Source organism: Bibersteinia trehalosi (assembly GCF_004346205.1).
Taxonomy (GTDB): domain Bacteria; phylum Pseudomonadota; class Gammaproteobacteria; order Enterobacterales; family Pasteurellaceae; genus Bibersteinia; species Bibersteinia trehalosi.
On record NZ_SMAM01000002.1, the window covers coordinates 129,816 to 152,738 of the forward strand.

At 39.3% G+C, this 22,923-nt stretch carries 18 protein-coding genes; 5 read left to right on the forward strand and 13 right to left on the reverse strand.

What is annotated here, in order from left to right; all coding sequences use genetic code 11:
- Window positions 1–73: 73 nt before the first annotated feature.
- Window positions 74–2,665 (forward strand): bifunctional uridylyltransferase/uridylyl-removing protein GlnD, encoded by a 2,592-nt coding sequence (gene glnD, locus EDC51_RS02555; RefSeq protein WP_131928090.1) that lies wholly within the window; start codon window positions 74–76, stop codon window positions 2,663–2,665.
- Window positions 2,662–3,900: a hypothetical protein gene (locus tag EDC51_RS02560; RefSeq protein WP_131928091.1), complete on the forward strand. Its 1,239-nt coding sequence runs from the start codon at window positions 2,662–2,664 to the stop codon at window positions 3,898–3,900. Before glnD ends, EDC51_RS02560 begins: the two co-directional genes overlap by 4 nt.
- Here the strand turns inward: EDC51_RS02560 and murQ are convergent.
- Genes murQ through EDC51_RS02580 form a run of 4 tightly spaced genes read right to left on the reverse strand, consistent with a single transcriptional unit; the run spans window position 3,884 to window position 7,985 of the window.
- The gene (gene murQ, locus EDC51_RS02565) at window positions 3,884–4,801 is read right to left on the reverse strand and encodes an N-acetylmuramic acid 6-phosphate etherase (protein ID WP_409360068.1); all 918 of its coding nucleotides are present in this window, start codon (window positions 4,799–4,801) and stop codon (window positions 3,884–3,886) included. The genes EDC51_RS02560 and murQ overlap by 17 nt on opposite strands.
- Before the next feature lie 4 nt (window positions 4,802–4,805).
- Window positions 4,806–5,921 carry an anhydro-N-acetylmuramic acid kinase gene (locus tag EDC51_RS02570; RefSeq protein WP_131928093.1) on the reverse strand — a complete coding sequence of 372 codons (1,116 nt, stop codon included), beginning with the start codon at window positions 5,919–5,921 and terminating at the stop codon, window positions 4,806–4,808.
- Entirely contained in the window at window positions 5,921–6,952 is a 1,032-nt protein-coding gene (locus EDC51_RS02575; protein ID WP_249038459.1) for a glycosyltransferase family 9 protein, read from the reverse strand. Before EDC51_RS02575 ends, EDC51_RS02570 begins: the two co-directional genes overlap by 1 nt.
- Window positions 6,942–7,985: a hypothetical protein gene (locus tag EDC51_RS02580; RefSeq protein ID WP_131928094.1), complete on the reverse strand. Its 1,044-nt coding sequence runs from the start codon at window positions 7,983–7,985 to the stop codon at window positions 6,942–6,944. Before EDC51_RS02580 ends, EDC51_RS02575 begins: the two co-directional genes overlap by 11 nt.
- Before the next feature lie 68 nt (window positions 7,986–8,053).
- On the opposite strand from EDC51_RS02580, the gene EDC51_RS02585 reads away from it, so the two are divergent.
- Window positions 8,054–9,109, forward strand: coding sequence for a glycosyltransferase family 9 protein (locus tag EDC51_RS02585; RefSeq protein ID WP_025289469.1), 1,056 nt, complete (start codon window positions 8,054–8,056; stop codon window positions 9,107–9,109).
- Here the strand turns inward: EDC51_RS02585 and queF are convergent.
- The 6 genes from queF to EDC51_RS02615 form a co-directional block, all read right to left on the reverse strand.
- Window positions 9,084–9,926, reverse strand: coding sequence for an NADPH-dependent 7-cyano-7-deazaguanine reductase QueF (gene queF / locus EDC51_RS02590; RefSeq protein ID WP_131928095.1), 843 nt, complete (start codon window positions 9,924–9,926; stop codon window positions 9,084–9,086). The two genes, EDC51_RS02585 and queF, sit on opposite strands and share 26 nt — an antisense overlap.
- 90 nt (window positions 9,927–10,016) lie before the next feature.
- Complete coding sequence (gene gmhB, locus EDC51_RS02595) at window positions 10,017–10,562, reverse strand: D-glycero-beta-D-manno-heptose 1,7-bisphosphate 7-phosphatase (RefSeq protein ID WP_064318992.1); 546 nt, start codon at window positions 10,560–10,562, stop codon at window positions 10,017–10,019.
- On the reverse strand, window positions 10,555–11,028 hold the full coding sequence (gene bcp, locus EDC51_RS02600) for a thioredoxin-dependent thiol peroxidase (protein ID WP_131928096.1): 474 nt from the start codon (window positions 11,026–11,028) through the stop codon (window positions 10,555–10,557). Before bcp ends, gmhB begins: the two co-directional genes overlap by 8 nt.
- 130 nt (window positions 11,029–11,158) lie before the next feature.
- Entirely contained in the window at window positions 11,159–12,316 is a 1,158-nt protein-coding gene (gene hemW, locus EDC51_RS02605) for a radical SAM family heme chaperone HemW (protein WP_131928097.1), read from the reverse strand.
- 117 nt (window positions 12,317–12,433) lie between these two features.
- A complete protein-coding gene (locus EDC51_RS02610) occupies window positions 12,434–13,813 on the reverse strand; it encodes an L-serine ammonia-lyase (protein WP_015432735.1) in 1,380 nt (459 codons plus the stop codon).
- A gap of 121 nt (window positions 13,814–13,934) precedes the next feature.
- Window positions 13,935–15,167, reverse strand: coding sequence for an aromatic amino acid transport family protein (locus EDC51_RS02615; protein ID WP_015432736.1), 1,233 nt, complete (start codon window positions 15,165–15,167; stop codon window positions 13,935–13,937).
- A 358-nt stretch (window positions 15,168–15,525) separates the two neighbouring features.
- On the opposite strand from EDC51_RS02615, the gene sucA reads away from it, so the two are divergent.
- Together sucA and odhB are read left to right on the forward strand one after the other, a co-directional pair.
- Window positions 15,526–18,333 carry a 2-oxoglutarate dehydrogenase E1 component gene (sucA, locus tag EDC51_RS02620; RefSeq protein ID WP_131928098.1) on the forward strand — a complete coding sequence of 936 codons (2,808 nt, stop codon included), beginning with the start codon at window positions 15,526–15,528 and terminating at the stop codon, window positions 18,331–18,333.
- 88 nt (window positions 18,334–18,421) lie between these two features.
- Window positions 18,422–19,648 (forward strand): 2-oxoglutarate dehydrogenase complex dihydrolipoyllysine-residue succinyltransferase, encoded by a 1,227-nt coding sequence (odhB, locus tag EDC51_RS02625; protein WP_015432738.1) that lies wholly within the window; start codon window positions 18,422–18,424, stop codon window positions 19,646–19,648.
- Between the two features lie 48 nt (window positions 19,649–19,696).
- On the opposite strand, the gene EDC51_RS02630 is transcribed toward odhB, so the two are convergent.
- From EDC51_RS02630 to EDC51_RS02640, 3 genes are all read right to left on the reverse strand, one after another.
- Window positions 19,697–20,242: a carboxymuconolactone decarboxylase family protein gene (locus EDC51_RS02630; RefSeq protein ID WP_064318988.1), complete on the reverse strand. Its 546-nt coding sequence runs from the start codon at window positions 20,240–20,242 to the stop codon at window positions 19,697–19,699.
- Between the two features lie 95 nt (window positions 20,243–20,337).
- Window positions 20,338–20,865 carry a tRNA adenosine(34) deaminase TadA gene (tadA, locus tag EDC51_RS02635; RefSeq protein WP_131928099.1) on the reverse strand — a complete coding sequence of 176 codons (528 nt, stop codon included), beginning with the start codon at window positions 20,863–20,865 and terminating at the stop codon, window positions 20,338–20,340.
- 53 nt (window positions 20,866–20,918) lie between these two features.
- Window positions 20,919–22,700, reverse strand: coding sequence for a DEAD/DEAH box helicase (locus EDC51_RS02640; protein ID WP_131928100.1), 1,782 nt, complete (start codon window positions 22,698–22,700; stop codon window positions 20,919–20,921).
- Window positions 22,701–22,923: the final 223 nt, after the last annotated feature.

The window sequence follows — 22,923 nt, forward strand, 5'->3', positions numbered from 1 at the left end:
TTCATGATTTTTTACAAATTTTCGCCAACCATAGGGTAGAATACGATGAATTTATCGCTTATTTCGTTTTACTATGCTTGACAGCCCAACGCTTAAGACGGCTTTAACCGCCTTTAATCAACAACAAAAGAACGCCTTTGCAAAGCAGGATATCTTCACCTTATTAACTGAACGTAGCCACTTTTACGATGCATTACTTTCACAATTATGGCAACAATTTGCACTAGATAAGCGACAAGATCTCGCCTTAGTTGCCGTTGGTGGTTATGGGCGGCAAGAAATGTTCCCTTTATCCGATCTTGATATTTTGGTACTCACAGAAAAACCGTTAGATGAAATTACTCAACAGCATTTAAATGCGCTATTTAATCTACTTTGGGACAGTAAACTGCAGCTTGGGAGTGCGGTGCGAACTATTGAGGAATGCATAGAAATTGGACGACAAGAGCTCTCGGTCGCAAGCAATATGTTTGAAAGCCGATTTATTTTAGGTAATAAATGTTTATGGCAAGCTTTAATGGCTCGAATTTTTCAAGATGATTTTTGGGCAATTCAACCCTTTTTCTATGCCAAAATGGTAGAACGAGATACACGCTATGCCCGTTACCACAATACTAGCTACAATCTTGAGCCTGATCTCAAACACAGTCCTGGTGGCTTACGTGACCTGCACCTCATTTCGTGGATTATGCTGCGCCACTATGGCACTAATAATTTTGCCACATTAATGCAAAAAGGTATTTTTTATCCTGAAGAATTTCAAGAATTGCAACGAGCACAAAAAACACTGTTTCGTATGCGGTTTGCGTTGCATTTACAATTAAAGCGTTACGATAACCGCTTACGTTTCGATCGCCAATTACAGCTCAGTGAACAGCTAGGGTTTGAAGGTGAAGGAAATGTTGCCGTGGAACACATGATGAAACAGTTTTTCCAAGCAACCCAATCTATTTCACAAATTAGTCGCCTCATTCTGGTTGCGTTTAAGCATAAAATCATTGAGCCTTTGCAGAAAAAAGGTGAAAAACAACCGCTTGATGAACTGTTTTTCCTACACAATGACCGTATTTCTACCTATCACCCCCATTGTTTTATCACACAACCACATAAAGCACTCGATCTCTTTTTCTATCTAACCCAGTATCCGCAAGCAAAAATAGAAATAAACACCCTTCGCCAGTTGAGGCTTGCACTGAAAAAACAAACAACACCGCTTTGTTATAACGCACAGGCGCGTACAGCATTTATTCGGCTATTTTCACAAGCAAATGTTATCAGTCGTGCAATTATACCGATGCACCAATTTGGCATGCTTACTGCTTATCTACCACAATGGTCTGCAATTGAAGGGTTAATGCAGTTTGACCTATTCCATATTTACACCGTAGATGAACATAGTGTTCGTGTGATGCTAAATTTAGAACAATTTCTGTTAGCAGAAAATCATGAGAAATTCCCATTGTGTTACAAACTGTTTCCTCGCTTACCTAATAAGCCTCTGCTCTACCTTGCTGCGCTTTTCCATGATATTGCCAAGGGGCGCAAAGGAGATCATGCCGAAAATGGGGCAATAGATATGCGAGAGTTTGCCGCGTTACATGGCTTTAACCAAATAGAAATTGATTATATGGCATGGCTGGTTGAGCAGCATTTAACCATGTCAATTACTGCTCAACGACGTGATATTCACGACCCCGAAGTGATTCAACAATTTGCAAAATTAGTAAAAAATCAGACCGCTTTAGATGCTTTAACCTGCTTAACTGTTGCAGATATTTATGCGACCAATGAAAGCTTATGGAATGATTGGAAACGCACTCTCTTTGCGAAACTACATCAGCTTACTACCAGCCAACTGGCTCAAGGTGAAACATTACTCGATCAACAACAATTGGTGCAACAGCATCGCCAAGAGGCACTCGAACAACTTAAATTGGTCCTTTCTCCGCAGCAACACCAGCTACTAGAACAGTTCTGGCAACATTGCCCTAAAAGTTATTTTATTCGTCATAACCCTACTCAATTAGTCTGGCATGCCCTGAGTTTAGTAACACAAGCAAAATTTGAACTGCCCAAATTGATGGTACTAGTCAGTAATCAATATGCCCGAGGAGCTACGGAGATTTTCATTTATTGCGAAGATCAACCGCAGCTTTTTGCTCGTATAGCTCATATTCTCAGCCAGAAAAAAATCAGCATCCACGATGCACAAATCATCACCAGCAAAACGGGCTTAGTATTAGATAGCTTTATCGTCACGGAAAGTGATGGAAAACCATTAAATGAACTCCGTTGCCAACAAATACATTTAGCGCTTATTCAGACTTTAAGTCAGCCAACCAAACCATTTAAGGCATTAAAAAAACCGGTCAAATACCGTTCATTTAAAACTAAAACACGAGTTCGTTTTTTAGAATCAAGCCAACCCAACCAAACCACATTTGAGCTATTTACATTAGATAGAGATGGGTTATTAGCTAGCATCAGCTCTATTTTTAACCAACTTTCATTAAATTTACTCAATGCCAAAATTACGACAATCGGAGAACGCGTAGAAGATTTTTTTGTGATCAATAATCATGCTAAACAAACACTATCGAATGAAGAAAAAGAAAAATTAAAACAGCATTTATTACAAGAACTGGGTGGGGATATAACAGAATGAAAACACTGATTTTAACTGCAATTAACGATGACGATGAATTTTACTTTAACCATCTTATTCCATTTTTATTAAGCTTAAAAAATACCAATTACGTAGGTGATATTGGCATTATTGCATATCATTTATCTGAGATAAAAAAGCAGGTCTTATTAAAAAATAACATTTTAGTTTTTGAAGCTGAAAATAAATATAACACTGTCTATATTGACCGACAATTCACCACGGCTCTCATTGCAGAAAAATTTAACTATGATTATATTGCATTGTATGATGGTGACATTTGGTTTCCTAGTTACTTAATGACTTTATTCTCAGAAATTAAAGAAAAGGAAAAACTCTATTGCTGCTATGATCTTAATTACGGCTCATTTATTGATGACTGTGTCACAGATACATATAAAACAGCAATAAGGGAATTAATTAAAAACTACTTAAATACAGGCTATAAACTCTGGCAAGTAGGATTAATTGCAGGGCACCGCCAAGCATGGCTAAAATATCAACAATACATATGTAACAAATTAGCACAGCAGGCAATATTCACCCATAAATTTGGCATTGATAGCTTATTAGTGGTGCTTTATTCATTAGAAATAGGGGCTATAGCACCATTACCAGAAAAATATAACAGCCTTCCAACCAGTGGAAACTTAAAATATAGCAATATTACTGAAACTGGGCAGTTATTAGAAAAAGAAATATTTACTGTTAATCAAGAAGAAGTTCAAGGCTTACATGTAACGGGGCCATTTAGATTATATGAAAGAAATTTCTACGATTATATTTCACACCATGGCAACATTTATTTCGAACAAGGGCAAAATTTCCGGCTTGAACACCCCCAATTCAAGGTATTTATATTTCATACTGATAAGAAATCAAGTCATGATACCATTTTATTAAAAGTAAAACAGATTTACTCAGAACAAACTATAAATATACAAACCATTGAGAATAATTGTTTTATTAGCACCGGATCAAAAACACATATTACTCTAGCAAATAATCATTCAACAGCAATAAATCTCCGGTTTGCTGTGCAGCCAGTATTAGGTAAACGAATAACAAAGGGGCGTTTTATTTACCATAGAAATAAAACACCCACCATTTATACATTGGGAAAATGGTATACGATCAACTTGAACCCCAATGAAGAATGCATTTTAGTTTCTTATGATATTGACACAAGTGCTCAAATTACGTGGATTCTTGACGGCATTACACTCTGTGAGTAGTGCCTAAATGTAATTTACCTTGATTCTTCAATAATAGCTGCTCAGCACTGCTTTTATCCAAACCAGATAAAAGCATCATAATCGCTAATTTTGCATTGCCATTGGTATCGAATAACGTTTTCTCGGCCTGTTCTTTCGAACATTCTGTTGCTTGCATCACAATTCGAATTGCTCTCGCTTTGAGTTTTTCATTACTTGCCTGCACATCGACCATTAAATTTTGATAGCACTTACCAATTAAAATCATACTTGCTGTAGTAAGCATATTCAGTACCAATTTCTGAGCTGTGCCCGATTTCAAGCGGCTTGAGCCCGTTAAAACCTCCGCCCCAACCACTGTTTCAATCGCTATCTGTGCTACCTGGCTCATTGCAGAATTTGGATTACTCGCAATAGAGACAGTCGTTGCCCCTAAGCTATTCGCATATTCCAACGCGCCTATCACATAAGGTGTACGCCCACTCGCTGCAATCCCAACTAACACATCGTTTGCACTAAAATTAACGGCTTTTAAATCATCCATACCGGCTTGTTTATTATCCTCTGCCCCTTCGATAGGATGACGTAATGCACGCTCACCTCCTGCAATAATACCGACAACCATTTCCGCAGGCACACCAAAAGTCGGTGGGCATTCAGAGGCATCAAGTACACCTAATCGCCCACTTGTCCCCGCACCGATATAAACTAAGCGTCCACCATTCAGGAATGCTTGAACAATTTGCTCTACCGCCTGTGCAATTTGTGGCAGATTTTCTTTTACTGCAAATGCCACCTTTTGATCTTCATCATTCATTTTCTGCACAATACCTAATGCAGATAAGGTATCAATATTCATTGTGTTTGGATTACGCTGTTCTGTTATCAGCTGTGAAAGCGTGTTTAATAAATTCTCGTTCATAATCTTATTTTGTATAAATTACCCCTAAACTGACCGCTTGTTTTGCGCCAGTCACACTCGGTAAATTCGAGGCTAAATTGTGTATCCGCTGATAGGCTAGCCATGCAAAGGCGGCCGCTTCAACAAAATCAATATCTAGCCCATATTCGTTAGTAGTAGTTACGCGCCAGCCATCACAAAGGGCGGTGAGACGCTCCATTAAAAAGCCATTTCTTGCACCGCCTCCACAGACTAACAACTCACAATCTAATCCTTGCGAATTATCAATTTGAGCAAGCGAATCGGCAATGCTCTGGGCAGTGAACTCGGCAAGCGTTGCTTGCACATCACAAGGCTGACAAGCGGTATGTTTTGATAATTTTTTTGCAAGCCAGTCTAAATTAAATAGCTCTCGCCCAGTGCTTTTCGGTGGAGGCTGTTGGAAAAAAGCCTCATCAAGCAAATCAGCAAGTAACGCTTTATCGACTTTACCACTCTTCGCCCAAGCACCATCTTTATCATAACGCATGCCCTGATGCTGCTCGATCCAAACGTCCATCAATGTATTGCCTGCGCCAATATCATAGCCAATAGTCGGAGAATCCGGCACAAGTTGTGAAATATTACTAATTCCACCGATATTCAGCACCCCAATAATCTTATTTGGCTGAGCAAATAAAGCTTGATGAAATGCCGGCACTAATGGCGCCCCTTGCCCGCCATATGCCATATCTTTCCGCCGGAAATCGCCCACAACATCAATACGAGTTTGCGCTGCCAACACATGCATATCACCAATTTGGGTAGTAAACGGATATTTCCCTACTGGCGAATGCCAAACTGTCTGACCATGGCAGCCAATCGCCATAATCTGCTCAGCTTGCAAATGATATTTAGCTAGAAATTTATTTACGCAATCTGCGTATAAGTGCCCTAATCGGTGATCTAACTCCCCCAACTGTTGCAAACTGGTTTCACCATTTTTAACCAAAGTGGAAATAGCTTGGCGTAAGGCTTCTGGCATAGGTACAAAATCACAAGCGGTTAATTTAGGGGGATTTTTTGCAAAATCCATTAGTGCAAGATCAACCCCATCTAAACTTGTGCCAGACATAATCCCAATGTAATAATGTTTTTCCATTAGTTAAACCATTCAAAATCTAGCTGATTAGCTTGGATTTCATTAATATTTTTCTCAAAAAAGAGGACGTGACATTCTGCCTGTGTTGTCGGTCGCCAGTTATACCAGTTCTCATCATTTTTTTGATAAAAAGCAACCAGTTTTTTATTAAGCCCAGAAGCAATATGTACAATTGCTGTATCTGGTGAAATAACCCAATCTGCATATTTAATTAATTCAACCGTATCAAATATTGTTTGGGTATCTTCATACATAAAAATACCATAACTATCTGATAGTAATGGTTTCAATATTGGGGTTATTTCTGGGTAAGTTAATAATACTAACTGTTTTTGGGGCTGTTTTACTCGAAACTCTGTAATAAAACGGCGTATATTTTCTAACAAAAATTTACGTGAATTTGCTGCACCAAAAAAGTTAATTGCAATATAATTATCTAGTTTTTTCTCTAAGATATATCTCTGTACTTTCTCTACACGCTCAGGATTAAAAGGCAGTTCATACGTTACATTAACATTATTAATACCACATAAACTTAATGCCTTATGGTAAATTTCTGAAAAGTGTAAATTATCTGTAATATTTAAATTAAACAACTGATAATTCTCTTTCTTATAGCCAATATAATATTTGGCATTAATACAACGTAATAAAAAGAGATCTCGATTACGCAATAAAACCGTAGGATCTATAACTGTGTCGTAGTGAAAATTCATTAATTCTCTACTTAATAACCAATGATCTTTAAACCCTCTAGAAGGTAATAGGTGGATATTATTAATATAGGGGTTGTCCATAAACAACATTTGGTTTTTAGGCGTACATACCACCCCAATTTCGATATGAGGATTAAATCGTTTAATCTCTCGATATACAAAAGAGCTAACCACAAAATCACCAATTTTGCCATCTTTACGCAAAAACAGTATTTTTTTAGGTTTAATCTGCCCATTTACATTCTGTGTTTGCTTATCTAACAGCATTTTGCCAAGAGCAAGACGAATTTTTTGGAGTATTTGTTTAATTTTCATTTGGTAATAAAATTGGCTGATAAGGTTCAATATTTAATACATAATTAATCCAATTAGAAAAACTGTATTTTTTCTTTATGCTAGGATCAAGCTCTACATAAGGTTTTGTTAAAAATGCTTCTAGTTCATCAAAGTTATTGTCTAAAACAAACATATTATTTGGGTGATAAAAGTCATAATATTTAATATTTTTATTCGTTGTAATTAATTTCTTACCGTAACCTAATGCTTCAAACACCCGAAAAGAGCAGCCTGAATGTTGTGCAATCACAAAATCTAAAATGCAATGGCATTGTTTTGCTAATGCTATATTTTCTGAAAAAGGCTTAATTTCAGACAACGGCAATAAATTGACATTGCTTGGATAAATATCACGGCATTTATGTATATCCTGACAAACTATTTGAATATCTAGATTAATTTTATGTTCTTGAGCATATAGAGCAAAATTGACTATTTCATTTTGCCGAGAAGTATTATGTCCACCAATAAAATATAATTTACCATTATCTTGTATTTGTATTTCATCTTCATAATCAAAATAAAAATTCGTTGTTGGATAGAGGTTATAAAACAACTCATTATATTTAAGATCATTAGAATCAAATACATAACAGCGGTCAAAATATTTTAAGTTTTCCATTGCTTTAGGATAACGAGTCAAACTGTCCCATTGATAATTTATCATACCGTTACCCTTTGTTATTTCCTTAATTTTAAGAATTATTTCTGGAGAAAACCCCTGCATAAGAAAAAAAAGAGAATAATCTATTTTCTGATTAATCTTTCCCTGCAAATTACGGAAATAGACCTCGCACTCAAACTTCCGCTTAGCTTCTTTCTCTTTTAAGATATTTTTACGAAAATTAACTTTGATTCGATCCCATAATGTAGGATATTTAAATCCTTCTCCTTTTTCATTATAGGGGCAAAGTAAAATAACATTGAAACCACAAGCAATAAGATTTCTTTCTAAAAGCCTAGAAATCCCTAAATTGGTTGAAATACACAATAATATTGTTTTCTTGCTCACAATTTCTCCTTATTAATTTTCATAAAATAGTGCTATAATTTTCTAAACAATACTATTTTTTGAGCATCATGAAACAACTGATTAACTACCTGTTTGGCACGAAAAGACCACGTTACACCGAAACCAGTTTTCATTTAAAGCAAATCAATTCTATATTACTTAAGCCTATTGGTTATGCTCTGGGAGATGCTATTTTGCATATTACCCATTTAAAACAGTTAAAGACGAACTATCCACATATCAAATTAGGCATTATCGTTACAGAACGCTGTTATTCCGTATATGCTGCTGAAGATTTTATTGATTTTTTAATGCTGGATTCAGCTAAAAACTATTTCCAACAAAGAAAAAAATGGGATCTCTATCTTGATTTTCAGCCAACTTATACGAGTCGCGCGATTTTTCTTGATTCTATTCTTTTTCCTAAATTTGTGATTAATTTTGGGAAAAATAAGAAAAAATATTATAATTTAGATAAAACTAAAAATTATGATTTTACGACACCAAACCTAAAAAATGTACATATTAGCCAATATCTATATCATTCTATATTGGGAAAATATCTATCTCCAGCGCCTATCCATTATAGCTTAACACCACAACAACTTTCTAACACATTACAACAATGTTGGCAGACTGGAAAAATTCGGGTTCTACTTGCTCCGCAAGGCAGTGGCAGACAGCTTCCCCCCCAAGAACTCCGAGCACTAATTCAGGCTGTTATCGCAAAAGAGCAAGTTTCTTTTGTACTTTCGGCAACACCAACTTATCAAGATTACGCCCAGCAACTAGGGTTGACCGATATCATTGCTTTATCCCCTAAAACGACTATTTTAGAATATTTTGCGCTGGCTCATTCTGCCGATATCATTATAAGTGTAGATAGCGCAAGTGTGCATATTGCTTGTGCATATAGCAAGCCATTACTCGCGTTCTATGCCAACTGCCCACATAATATTCAACGCTGGCAACCAATAAATTATGCCGATACTTTTATTGCTATTAGCCGCCAAATACCTAATATGGATAATAATGCAACGGCTAATTTTGAAATATCGGCTTGTGCCGAATGGTTAAACATGCAAATTGCCAAACAGCTTACTGCCGAGCCATGCGATAATTAAATTGAGGAACGTTTTCAAAATTAGAGCGGAATGGATTAATGTCTAATCCGCCTCGTCTTGTGTAACGTGCATAAACCGTTAATTTTTCAATTTCACCAAACTGCATTAAATCACAAAAAATGCGTTCTACACACTGTTCGTGGAATTCATTGTGTTCACGGAATGAAATTAAGTAACGTAAGACTTTTTCTCTATTGAGCTTTTTGCCTACATAGTGAATTTGTACACTACCCCAATCGGGTTGAGAGGTAATCAGACAGTTCGATTTGAGCAAATGACTCACCAATGTTTCTTCTACTCGTTCACCTTCACTCACGTTCTCTAAATAGCAGTTAGAAAATGCATAACTGTCAATTTCAATATCCAACTCATCAAGCAATTCACCTTGAAAATCGCTAATCGGTTGTGCGGTAAACTCGCTTAGTTTGCGAATTTTTACTGAAACCTGACCGCTTGCACAAGCAGATAGATCTGCTTGAATCGTGCGTTGTACGCTTTCCCAATCTGCAAATTGAGTCTGGTTAAAACTGTTGAGATAAAGTTTGAAACTTTTAGATTCAATTAAGTTTTCACTTTGGCAATCTAACCAAATATCCGCAATCGCAACTTGTGGAATGCCTTTATGATTTAGCCAAGAAAGTTCATAAGCCGTCCAAATATCTGCCCCTTGCGTAAAAGGTTGCTGTTCGGTAATACCTAATCCATCACGATTCAAACGGCGTGGTACAGGTTGCAATAAAGTTGCATCATATTGATTTTTATATTCGGTTTTTTGCCCTAATTTTAAGGCGGAAAGAGATTTGTCGTTGTAATTCATTTTCAATTAAACAATGTAGGAGCGAACCGATCTGTTCGCCCGTCAAATTTATTAAGACATTTCGGCAGACACATCGGTCTGCCGCCACAATTATAAATGTTTTGGCAACTCTGCTAGACTCTCAATCACGAGATCAGCGGCTTGTTCTGCTTCTGGGCTAACCGGTTTCCCCGTACGAACTAAAATTTTCGTTTTCACTCCAGCATTAAACGCCGCTTGCATATCTTCTAATTTATCCCCAACCATCACCGACTGTTGTGGATCAATGCCTAAATCGTTAATCGCTTGGGTAAACATACCTGCTTTTGGTTTGCGACAATCGCAATCCTGTTTATATTCCCCTTTGCCTTCTGGGTGATGAGGGCAGTAATAAATGCCATCAAACACCACACCATAATCTTCATCAAGCGACCAATCAAACCATTCGGTTAATTGCAAAAACTGATCTTCACTAAAATAACCTCGTGCAATTCCCGATTGATTAGTGACCAACACCAAGAGCCAACCTTGATCTTGCAGCTGCTTTAACGCCTTTCCTACCCCTTCAATAAATTGAAAATCATCAATTTGATGCACATAACCGTGATCAACGTTAATGGTGCCATCTCGGTCTAAAAAAATTGCTTTCTTACCCATTTTTGCCTCGTATATAGTCCACGATCATTTGATGATGTTCACCTGTTTTAAATTTATCAAACACTTGTTCAATTACACCATTTTCATCAATTAAAAAACTAATGCGATGGATACCATCATAGGTTCGTCCCATAAATTTTTTCTCCCCCCATACGCCAAAGCTTTCAGCAACTTGGTGCTCAGGATCGGAAAGCAAGGTAAAATTAAGTGCTTTTTTCTCTGCAAATTGAGCCAATTTTTTCGGTAAATCTGGGCTAATGCCAAGTACAATCACATTTAATTCATCAAGCTCACTTTTACTATCACGCAAACCGCATGCTTGTGTGGTGCACCCCGGTGTTAATGCTTTCGGATAAAAATAAACCAGCACTTTTTTGCCTAAAAATTGCGAAAGGGAAACAGGCTCATCAGCCTGATTTTGCAACGTAAACTCCGGCGCACGAACGCCTGCTTTCAGTGTATTCATTTGCAGAATTTCCATCAAAAAAAACCGCTTGCGATTATACACAGCAAGCGGTTGAATTTCAGGAAAATTTTGCAAAAATGCGCTAGACCGTTGAACTTTCAATAACATGAGCAAATGTTTCTAAGGCTGCTCATACTAAAAAGCTTTCCAACAACTCATTCAAAAATAATTTGCCGTGTTGTGTAATTTGCCAGGCATCAGTGGTTTCTGTTATAAAATTTTTCCCCAGCGCAGTATCCATGATCGCACGAACAACTTCACGATTTAATCCCGTATAGGCTTCAAATTCGGCTTTTGGGGTTGCTTCTAATAAGCGAAAACGGTTCATAAAAAACTCAAACGGGCGATCCTCTAGGGCTATTTCATGCTGTTCATACAGGTATTCTCCTCGCATATAGCCTTTCGGATGTTTCGTTTTAGAAAAGCGATAAATTTCTCCGCTTGGATAGGATATTTTGCCGTGAGCCCCGCAACCAATGGCTAGATAGTCCCCAAACCGCCAATAGTTCAGATTATGCTGACATTGATAACCTTTTTTGGCGTAAGCAGAGGTTTCATACTGCTCATAGCCAGCATTTGTAAGAAGTTGATGCCCTTGCTCAAAAATATCCCACAGCGCATCGTCATCAGGCAATGTCGGCTGGCGATAGTAGAACATCGTATTCGGCTCAATCGTCAATTGGTACCATGATAAATGTGGTGGGTTAAGCGCAATTCCCTGTGCTAAATCACTCAACGCCTGCTGAACCGATTGATTGGGTAAACCATGCATCAGGTCGATATTAAAGCTGTTCAAGCCAAATTTTGCAGCATTTTGCGCAAATTTGACCGCTTGTTTTGCTTCTATGCTATCGTGAATACGTCCTAGCTTCAGTAACTTTTCAGGCTCAAAACTCTGAATGCCCATTGAAATGCGATTCACACCTCCCTCTGCATAGCCTGTAAACTTTTCCGCTTCCGCTGTACCAGGATTTGCTTCTAACGTGATCTCTGCATTCGTTTCAAAAGCAATACGCTTTTGCACTTCGGCTAACAAATAGGCGATACTTTCTGCCGAAAATAGACTGGGAGTTCCTCCGCCAATAAACACGGAATGGATACTTCTCCCCTGAATTGCCTGCTTATGGCGAGCAAGATCCTGTTCTAAATCTATTAAAAGATGTTGAATGTAATCACGTTCAGGAATAATGCCTTTTTGTGCGTGAGAATTAAAATCACAGTAAGGGCATTTCTGTACACACCAAGGAATGTGAATATAAAGGCTTAGGGGAGGAAGAGAAAACTTCATAGGGGTTTGCTTATTTCATCTGAAAAATATTTATTGCCCCTTTCCCTGATTTTTACCGAATAATGAGGCAAAATCAGGGAAAGAAAACATACACTGTTGGCTCAAAAAAGTAACCGACTAATCACATGGTACTATTTTTATCGCTAATCCTCCCGTCGAAGTTTCACGATATTTTGCATTCATATCTTTGCCTGTTTCATACATAGTCTCAATAACCTTATCTAAGGTAACCCGAGGCTGCGAAGTTAGACGTAATGCCATTCGACAAGCATTAATTGCCTTAACCGATGCAATGGCATTCCGTTCAATACAAGGTACTTGCACTTGTCCGCCTACTGGGTCACAGGTTAGCCCTAAATTGTGTTCCATTGCAATTTCTGCCGCAATACAAACTTGGGTTGGACTACCACCCATAATTTCAGTTAAACCTGCCGCAGCCATAGAACATGCAACACCCACCTCGCCTTGGCAGCCAACTTCTGCACCAGAAATAGACGCATTCATTTTATACAGTGTTCCAATCACGCTACAAGTAAGCAGATAACGTTCAATGGTTTCTTGATTTAATTCTCCAATAAACTGGCGATAATACGCGAGTACGGCTGGTACAATACCACAGGCTCCATTAGTTGGCGCGGTGACTACTCTTCCGCCAGCGGCATTCTCTTCATTTACGGCTAAGGCATACATATTTACCCAATCAATAATTTGCATTGGGTCATTGGTCAGTTTATTGTTTGCTTCCAATGTTCGACGCAATGCCGCAGCACGACGCACAACTTTCAATGGCCCTGGTAATAAGCCTTCTGTGTGCAAGCCCCGTTCAATACAAGCGTCCATTGCCTGCCAAATTTTAGCTAAGTAGTCACTAATTTCCTGTTTAGAACGTAACGCTAACTCATTGCGCCATACCAGCGTAGAAAGATGTAAGCCATTATCGGCACAATGTTTTAAGAGCGTTTCTGCATTTTTATATGGAAACGGTACGCTAATTTCATCTTTTTCTTCCAATCCAAAATGGGCTTCATCAACAATAAAACCACCACCGATAGAGTAAAAGGTTTTTTCAAACAAATTTTCTTCACCATTAAAAGCTCGAAAAGTTACTGCGTTTTCATGTCGCGGCAGGAATTCTGAGTGAAAAGGCATATCTTGATAGAAATCAAAGCTAATTTCTTTGCAATGATGTGGCTCTGATTCAGCAAGCAGTAATTTTTTCTCGGCTTTCAGTTTGTTGATAGTCGGTTCAATCATCTCAATATCAACATTATCTGGCAAATACCCCATTAAACCCATGATAATCGCAATATCCGTGCTATGCCCACGCCCAGTGAGCGACAGTGAACCATACACATCTACCCGCAAGCGGTCGGTTTTTGCTAAAAAATTGCCAGCGATTAAATCATCAACAAAGTTTTTTGCTGCTTTCATCGGTCCGACAGTATGTGAGCTAGATGGCCCAATGCCCACCTTAAACATATCAAATACACTAATCATTGAAATTTACCCCAAAAAATGAAAACGCGGTCAATCTGAGTTTGCAAAAAATTCGCTCAAATTGACCGCTTACACACAACAATAATAAAAACGTAGCTATTATAGCCTTATCAAACTGCAATTAGAAGAGGTCAATCACAATCGCAGAAATAGCAATTAACCCCATTACCACAACAAAGACATTCGAAAATCTGCCTTTAAAACGAGCCAGTGCAGGCACTGTATGAATAGCATACATCGGCATTAAGAATAAGATCATTGCAATAATCGGGCCACCTAAACTTTCAATAAAGCCTAAGATACTAGGATTGAGATAAGCGACCAGCCAGATAGTGACAAAAAACAGCCCTGCGGTAATTAAACGGAATTTACTTGGCTCAATTGGCGTTTCACGCATTTGGTTTACAAAGCCTTCCATACCTTCCCGTGCACCTAAATAATGCCCAAAGAATGAACTGGTAATCGCAAAGAAAGCAACTGCCGGCCCGAAATAAGAGATAATTGGATTATCAAATTTATTAGCCAAAAACGATAAAATTGGGATATTTTGCTGTTTCGCGGCCAGTAATTCTTCTGGGCTTAATGTCAGCACGCAACTAAACACAAAGAACATAACAAAACCGACTAAAATTCCTGCCGTGCCACGTAAAGAACGCACCATAAGTTTATCCGTCGCCTCAGGATCGTTATCACAAAATTTCGAGTGAGATAATGCACTACTAGAAATAGCTGGCGAGTGGTTAAAAGCAAACACCAATACCGGAATGGTGATCCAAAGTGTTTTGAAAAAATCCCCTGCACTTGGTAAATCTGCAGAAAGCATAGCTGTGTTCCATTGAGGAATAAGGTATAACGATAACCCGAATAAAATTGCCACGAGAGGGTAAATTAATAATTCAGTGATACGTAATACCAATTTTTCATTTAACAGCATAACGCCGACTAACACAAAAACAGCAAGACCTGAAAGTAAGAAACGAGATGGTTCTGCCATACCCAGCTGATTAACCATAAATGAGCTGATTACATTTGTAATCCCAACACCATAGGCAAGCAGAATAGGGAAAATAGCGAAGAAATAGAGCAGAGTAATTAACTTGCCAGCTTCGCCACCAAAATGTTCTCGTGCTACGTTAGTAATATCGCTACCAGCATTTTTAGACGATAAAACAAAACGAGCCAAACCTAAGTGTGCTAAATAGGTCATAGGCCCAACTAGCAATGCCATAATAATCAGCGGGTAGAAACCACCTTGCCCAGCATTAATCGGCAAAAATAACACACCTGCACCAACAGCAGTACCAAATAGATTAATCATCCACGTGAGTGAAAAGCGTTTTGCTGACGCATTCATAGAATATCTCCTTGAAAGTAAAATCGGCGATATTCTAGAAATCTATTTTCTTAAAACAATATTAATTAGGTAAAAGTTTGATTTAGACAAATATTTATCTGTTTACTTGGCGATAAACAGAACAACTTATTCAAAGTTAGCGATATTTTCTATATTTTTCACTAAATACTATATTTCATGTAAAAAAGCTTGCTATTTCAAATACGCAACCGCTTGTTTAAAAACAAAGCCTTTTTTGTTAAAATTTTGTAAAAACAAGAGCTAGTTCACAGTTTTCTTGTTTTATTTCAGGCATAATATAGCGGACTGTACAGAGTTACTCTGTATGTATTCTTTTCTTACGATTAAGGTTGTCTGTATGCAGTACAAAAACTTTGATGAATTACTTGCCTCCACTGCATTAGGAGGCAGCAATCAATCCTATGTTGAAGATATTTACGAACAATATCTTGCAGATCCAAACAGCGTAGATGAAAGCTGGCAAAAAATTTTTGCACAATTACCCATAGTTGCAGAGGTTGAACAAGCTCACTCTGGTGTACGTGATTACTTCCGCCGTTTAGCACGGGAGCAACGTAATGATGCGATTACTGTTATCGACCCTGAAGCCAGTGCGAAATTAGTCAAAGTTCTCCAATTTATTAATGCCTACCGTTTCCGTGGTCACTTAGAAGCTAACCTCGACCCACTCAATTATTATCGCTGGAAAACGTCTAGCGTGCCTGAATTAGACTATCGCCATCACGGGTTTAACGAACAGGATTTAAATGAAACCTTTAATATTGGGCGTTACGTTTATAACAAAGACACTATTACGCTGGGCGAGCTTGCAAAAAATTTAAAAGAAACTTATTGCGGGAGCATTGGTTTAGAGTTTATGCATGTGCAAGATATGGAGCAAAAAATGTGGCTCCAATCTAAACTTGAAAGCGTGCTCAATAAACCTTTATTCAGCAAAGAAGAGAGAATTAATCTCTTAAAAGAATTGACAGCCGCTGATGGTCTAGAGCGTTATCTGGGAGCAAAATTCCCTGGTGCAAAACGTTTCTCATTAGAGGGCTCTGATGCATTCATTCCAATGATGAAAGAGATCATCCGCCATGCGAGTCGTCAAGGCATGACCGATGTCGTGATGGGAATGGCTCACCGCGGACGTTTAAATATGCTGGTTAATGTGCTAGGCAAAAAACCATCTAGCCTCTTTGATGAATTTGCAGGCAAGCATGCAGATGATCACCGTACAGGCGATGTGAAATATCACCAAGGTGCTTCTGCTGACTTTGCAGTCGATGATCGTGCTATTCACTTAGCTCTTGCATTTAACCCTTCTCATTTAGAAATTGTAAGCCCTGTTGTCATTGGTTCGGTTCGTGCAAGACAAACCCGCCTTAACGATACAGCACGAGAAAAAGTATTAGCCGTAACAGTACACGGTGATTCAGCAGTTGCTGGTCAAGGGGTAGTGCAAGAAACCTTAAATATGTCAAATGCTCGCGGCTATACTGTCGGTGGTACCATCCGTATTGTGATCAATAACCAAATTGGCTTTACCACCTCTAACCCTAATGATACCCGTTCAACAGAATACTGCACCGATATTGCCAAAATGATTCAAGCGCCGATCATTCACGTTAATGGCGATGACCCAGAAGCCGTGGCTTTTGCTGCTAGAATGGCAGTGGAATATCGTGCAAAATTTAAACGAGATATTTTTATTGATTTAATTTCTTATCGCCGCCATGGACATAATGAAGCGGATGAGCCATTAGCCACTCAGCCGATGATGTATAGCATTATCAAAAAACACCCTACCCCTCGTAAAGTATATGCCGATCGCTTAATTGCAGAAGGCATTATCACTGCCGAGCAAGAAATTGAGATGCTCAATGCTTATCGAGATGCATTAGATAATGGTGAGCGTGTAGTTGAAGAATGGCGTGAAATGGATACTGCCAAAATGGACTGGTTGCAATATCTGAATTACGATTGGACAGAAGGTTATGAAAACACCTTCCCGAAAGAGCGTTTTTTAACCTTAGCTAAACGTGTTTGCGATTATCCAGAAAGTGTACGCCCACACCCACGTGTTGAAAAAATCTACAGCGACCGTAAAGCCATGGCTCAAGAAGAAAAATTATTCGACTGGGGAATGGCTGAAACTATGGCATACGCCACACTATTAGATGAAGGTACGCACGTTCGCTTATCTGGTGAAGATGCGGGGCGTGGTACATTCTTCCACCGTCATGCTGTTGTACATAACCAAAATGACGGCACTGGCTATGTGCCATTAACCCAGTTACACGCTAATCAAGGTAGATTTGAGGTATGGGACTCTGTCCTTTCAGAAGAAGCCGTGCTTGCCTTTGAATATGGCTATGCCACTACTAATCCGAAAACGCTAACCATCTGGGAAGCACAATTTGGTGATTTTGCTAATGGGGCACAAATTGTGATCGACCAATTCATCAGTTCTGGTGAACAGAAATGGGGCAGAATGTGTGGTTTAGTGATGTTATTACCTCATGGCTATGAAGGGCAAGGCCCTGAGCACTCATCAGCACGCTTAGAACGCTATTTACAGCTTTGTGCTCAGCAAAATATGCAAGTCTGTATTCCTTCAACCCCGGCACAGGTATATCACATGTTACGTCGCCAAGCATTACGTAAAATGCGTCGCCCATTAATTGCGATTTCGCCGAAATCACTACTTCGCCATCCACTTGCAGTCTCATCGCTTGATGAACTAATTAATGGTGAATTTAAAACCGTGATTGGAGAAGTTGATGCGCTTGATCCTAAACAAGTAAAACGTGTAGTGATGTGTTCAGGCAAAGTCTATTACGACTTACTTGAACAACGCCGTGCGAATAATCAACATGATATAGCCATTATCCGCATTGAACAGCTCTACCCTTACCCGCACGAAGATGTGCAGCGTGTACTAGCAGATTATGCTCATGTGACTGATTTTGTTTGGTGTCAAGAAGAACCGCTTAATCAAGGTGCTTGGTACTCAAGTAAACACAATTTTGAGGCATCTCTGCCTGAAACAGCAAAATTACGCTATGCAGGACGTGAAGCCTCCGCATCGCCTGCGGTAGGCTATATGTCGCTACATACTCAACAACAAAAAGCTCTCGTCAATGATGCTTTAACATTTTAAGTTCGCGGGCAAGCAACGCCTGCAGTAAACACAATATTGCCGTAACATCATTGTTATACGCGCGAATAAAAATAAAAGGAAAAGACTTATGACTATCGAAATTATTACTCCAGACCTTCCCGAATCTGTTGCCGATGCAACTGTTGCCACTTGGCATAAAAATGTAGGCGATGTGGTAAAGCGTGATGAAGTCCTCGTTGAAATTGAAACCGATAAAGTGGTACTTGAAGTGCCCGCAACCCAAGATGGCATCTTAACCGAAATTATGGAAGCAACCGGTGCTACAGTGGTAAGCAAACAGCTACTAGGTAAACTTTCAGCTATTCAAGCTGGTGACATTTCTACTGCTACTATTGCCCAAAATGAGCCAACACCAGCCGATCGTAAAGAAGCCGCAATTGAACATTCACATAACGACGCCGATGCACAAGGTCCTGCTATTCGCCGCTTATTAGCAGAACACGATCTCAAAGCTGAAGATATCCACGGTACAGGCGTAGGAGGCAGAATTACCCGCGAAGATATCGAAGCAGCTGTTGCTAAACGTCAATCACAAGCGGTACAAAATGCAGCAGAAAATGCAAATAATACTGTCAGCACCGTTGCCTACTCAGCACGTAGCGAAAAACGCGTACCAATGACTCGTCTGCGTAAACGCATTGCAGAACGCTTGCTGGAGGCGAAGAATACTACCGCAATGCTCACCACATTCAACGAAGTAGATATGAAACCGATTATGGATTTGCGCAAACAATACGGTGAAAAATTTGAGAAACAGCATGGCGTGCGTTTAGGCTTTATGTCATTCTATATTAAAGCCGTTGTAGAAGCGCTAAAACGCTACCCAGAAGTAAATGCTTCTATTGATGGTGATGATGTGGTTTACCATAACTACTTTGATGTCAGTATTGCCGTCTCCACGCCTCGTGGTTTAGTTACGCCGGTATTACGTGATTGTGACAAACTATCTATGGCGGAAATTGAGAAAAAAATCAAAGAACTCGCAGAAAAAGGTCGTGATGGCAAATTAACCGTTGAAGATCTAACGGGTGGTAACTTTACCATTACCAATGGTGGTGTATTTGGTTCATTAATGTCCACGCCTATCATTAATCCACCACAAAGTGCAATTCTAGGTATGCACGCCATCAAAGATCGTCCTGTAGCGGTAAACGGTGAAGTGGTCATTCGCCCAATGATGTATCTGGCTCTCAGTTATGATCACCGTTTAATTGATGGGCGAGAGTCTGTTGGCTTCTTAGTTGCAGTACGCGATTTATTAGAAGATCCTACCCGCCTATTGCTTGAAATCTAATCTTAAAAACGGATAACCCGCTATACAAGCGGGTTATTTTTTACTTTTTTATGCAAAATCTTGCAATTCTGGGTTGATTGGGGTCTCTGCAATGTTATTTGCATAGTTACATAGGGTTGCCAAGCTGACACCTAAAATCACATCTAACGCATTTTGTTGGTTATAACCCGCATCAAAAAATTCCTGTAATTGCGCTGGGGTTAATTTTGCTTTTTGAAGCATCACTGCCATCGTAAAACGCGCCAGTGTGTCATATTTTGGATTCGCCTCAATGCGTGCAGTGGCACGAATCGCATCAACAATCTCTTGTGGCATTTTTAATAATTTTAGTGAAATTTTAGTATGACCAGCCACACAAAAACCACAACCATTGACGACTGCTGCTGTAATTTGTACGACTTCGCGCTCTTCTGCGGTTAAGCTATTGCGACCATTAATGCCACCTACAGTACGATAGGTTTCTAATGCAGTTGGTGCATTCGCCAGCACACCAATTAAGTTAGGAATAAAACCATTCGCTTGCTGTACCGCTTTTAATGCCTCTTGTGATGCTTCTGGTGCGCTTTCAATCGTGTGAATTTGGAATTTAGACATGATTACCTCAAAAATAATATTAAGAAATTGTAAGCAGTCTAAAGGAAATTACTTATTACAGAAAATAGCAAAATTTACTTTAATATGATTTTTTATTATAAGCTTTGCTGCCTTTTCTGTTTCTTTTCCGCTCTTCTCTTCTTAAAAAAAGCACTGATTTTTTCTCGACAATGCTCTGCCATAACACCCCCTCTAATTTCAAGCGCATGATTCATTTTATAATCTTCAAACAGATGATAACGAGAGCCGACTGCGCCTGTCTTGTAATCCATTGCACCAAACACTAATCGACCAATGCGAGAATGCAAAATCGCGCCTGCGCACATTGGGCAAGGCTCAAGCGTCACATAAAGCGTACAATCCATCAGGCGATAGTTCTGAATTTTCACCGCTGCCATTCGGATCGCTTGAATTTCTGCATGAGCAGTCGGATCATTTGAAGAGATAGTCAAATTAAACCCTTCTCCGATAATTTCCCCTGCTTTCGTCACCAACACCGCACCCACTGGAATTTCGCCCATTTCTTCAGCTTTATCTGCAAGATTTAAAGCCTGTTGCATAAAATAGTGATCTTGCTCAGCAAGTGTGAGATTGCAAAAGGTTTGCTTAGATTGAATAAACATATTTCACAAAAAATTAAGGGCGCACACAAGTACGCCCATCTTCTCAAATAAAATTAACGGCGACCACGTTCGTTAAAACGCTTTTCTTTAAAACCGCCTTTACGTTCTTTAAAGCCTCGATCTTGACGATCATTGCGACTGCCTTTGCGAGGATTACCACGACGTTCGCCGCCGCCATTTTCTACTGCACCGATTAAGCTCATTTGCATTGGTTTGCTTAATAAACGAGCTTTATTAGCAAAGTGTTGGACTAAATGTTTTGGCATACCTTGCGGCAATTCAATGGTTGAATAGGTGTCGTGCAGTTTGATATGCCCAATGTAACGACTACTGATGTCGCCTTCGTTGGCAATTGCACCGACAATGTGGCGAACTTCTACGCCATCTTCACGCCCTAATTCAATGCGGTATAAATCCATCGCTACGCCATTGTTTTCACGATGTTCACGACCGCCACGACGTTCTAATGAACGAGGATTTTCACGCCCACCACGTTCACGACTGCGTTTGATTTCAGGATCAGGTGGTAAAATCAATTTTTGTTTTTCGGTTAGCATCATCATCATTGCAGCCGCTAACTCTTCGTGATCTTGGTCAGCCGTGAATAAATCTTCCAATAATTCACGATATTGCTCTAAATCGTGATGCTCTAATTGCTGAGAAATACGAGCTTTAAATTTCTCACGACGTTTTGCCATCAACATTTCGTGGTTTGGAATAGCCACTTCATCAATCGGTTTTTTGATGAGATGTTCAATGTTTTTCAGCAAACGGCGTTCACGAGGTTCAACAAATAATAAGGCACGACCAGAGCGACCTGCACGCCCTGTACGCCCAATACGGTGTACATAGCTTTCTGCATCAAGAGTAATGTCGTAGTTTACCACTAAACTGATTCTCTCAATATCAATACCACGAGCGGCGACATCGGTTGCCACGACAATATCTAATCGGCCTGATCTTAAACGTTCTAAGGCGTGCTCACGAGCTTGCTGGGTCATATCACCATTCAATGCTGCCGCACGGTAGCCATTGCGTTCTAATAATTCGGTAATATCTACCGTGCCTGTTTTGGTACGAGTAAAGATAATTGCAGCGTCAAATTCTTCCACTTCTAAGAAACGCAATAAGGCATCATTTTTACGGAAACCTTCTACACGCCAAAAACTTTGGGTGATGTCAGGTGCTGAACGTTGAGTTGCCTGAATTTTAACTTCTTGCGGATCTTTCATAAAACGGCGTGTAATACGGCGAATAGGCTCAGGCATTGTGGCAGAGAAGAGAGCTGTTTGGTGATCTTCTGGTAATTCCGCCATTACCGTTTCAACATCTTCAATAAAGCCCATACGCAACATTTCGTCCGCTTCATCAAGTACAATTGCTTTTAACGCAGAAAGGTTTAGCGTGCCTTTGCGGATATGATCAAGGATACGTCCCGGTGTCCCAACCACCACTTGTGCACCTGCTTTTAAATCACGAATCTGTAAGCCGTAAGATTGCCCACCATAGATAGTCGCAATACGAATGCCTTTCATATTTTTGGTAAATTGCTCACAAGCATCAGCAACTTGAATCGCTAATTCACGGGTTGGTGCCATCACTAACATTTGTGGGTGGCGTTCAGAAACTTGAATTTGTGCAAGAATCGGTAAAGAGAATGCGGCGGTTTTACCACTGCCTGTTTGTGCCATACCTAATACATCACGACCTGCAAGTAAGTGTGGAATACAGGCTTGTTGAATGGGAGATGGATTAACAAAGCCCATGTCATTTACAGCATCAAGAATGGTTTGGGGTAAGCCTAAGTCGGCGAAAGTCATAGTTTCGGTTGTCATAAAATTCCAAATAGAGATTTGGCATTATCCGCAATAATCTGGGAATATGCGACATACACTCTCGGTATGCGATATGCACTACAATTAAAGCTAATGCCTAATAAAAAAATAAATTGTTGAGTTCGGTAGGAATAAAAATACTGGGGATAATCCCACAAGAAATAAAAACCTGTTTAGTATCCAAGCGGTACAATTTTGTAAAAAATCTGCAAAAAACGACCGC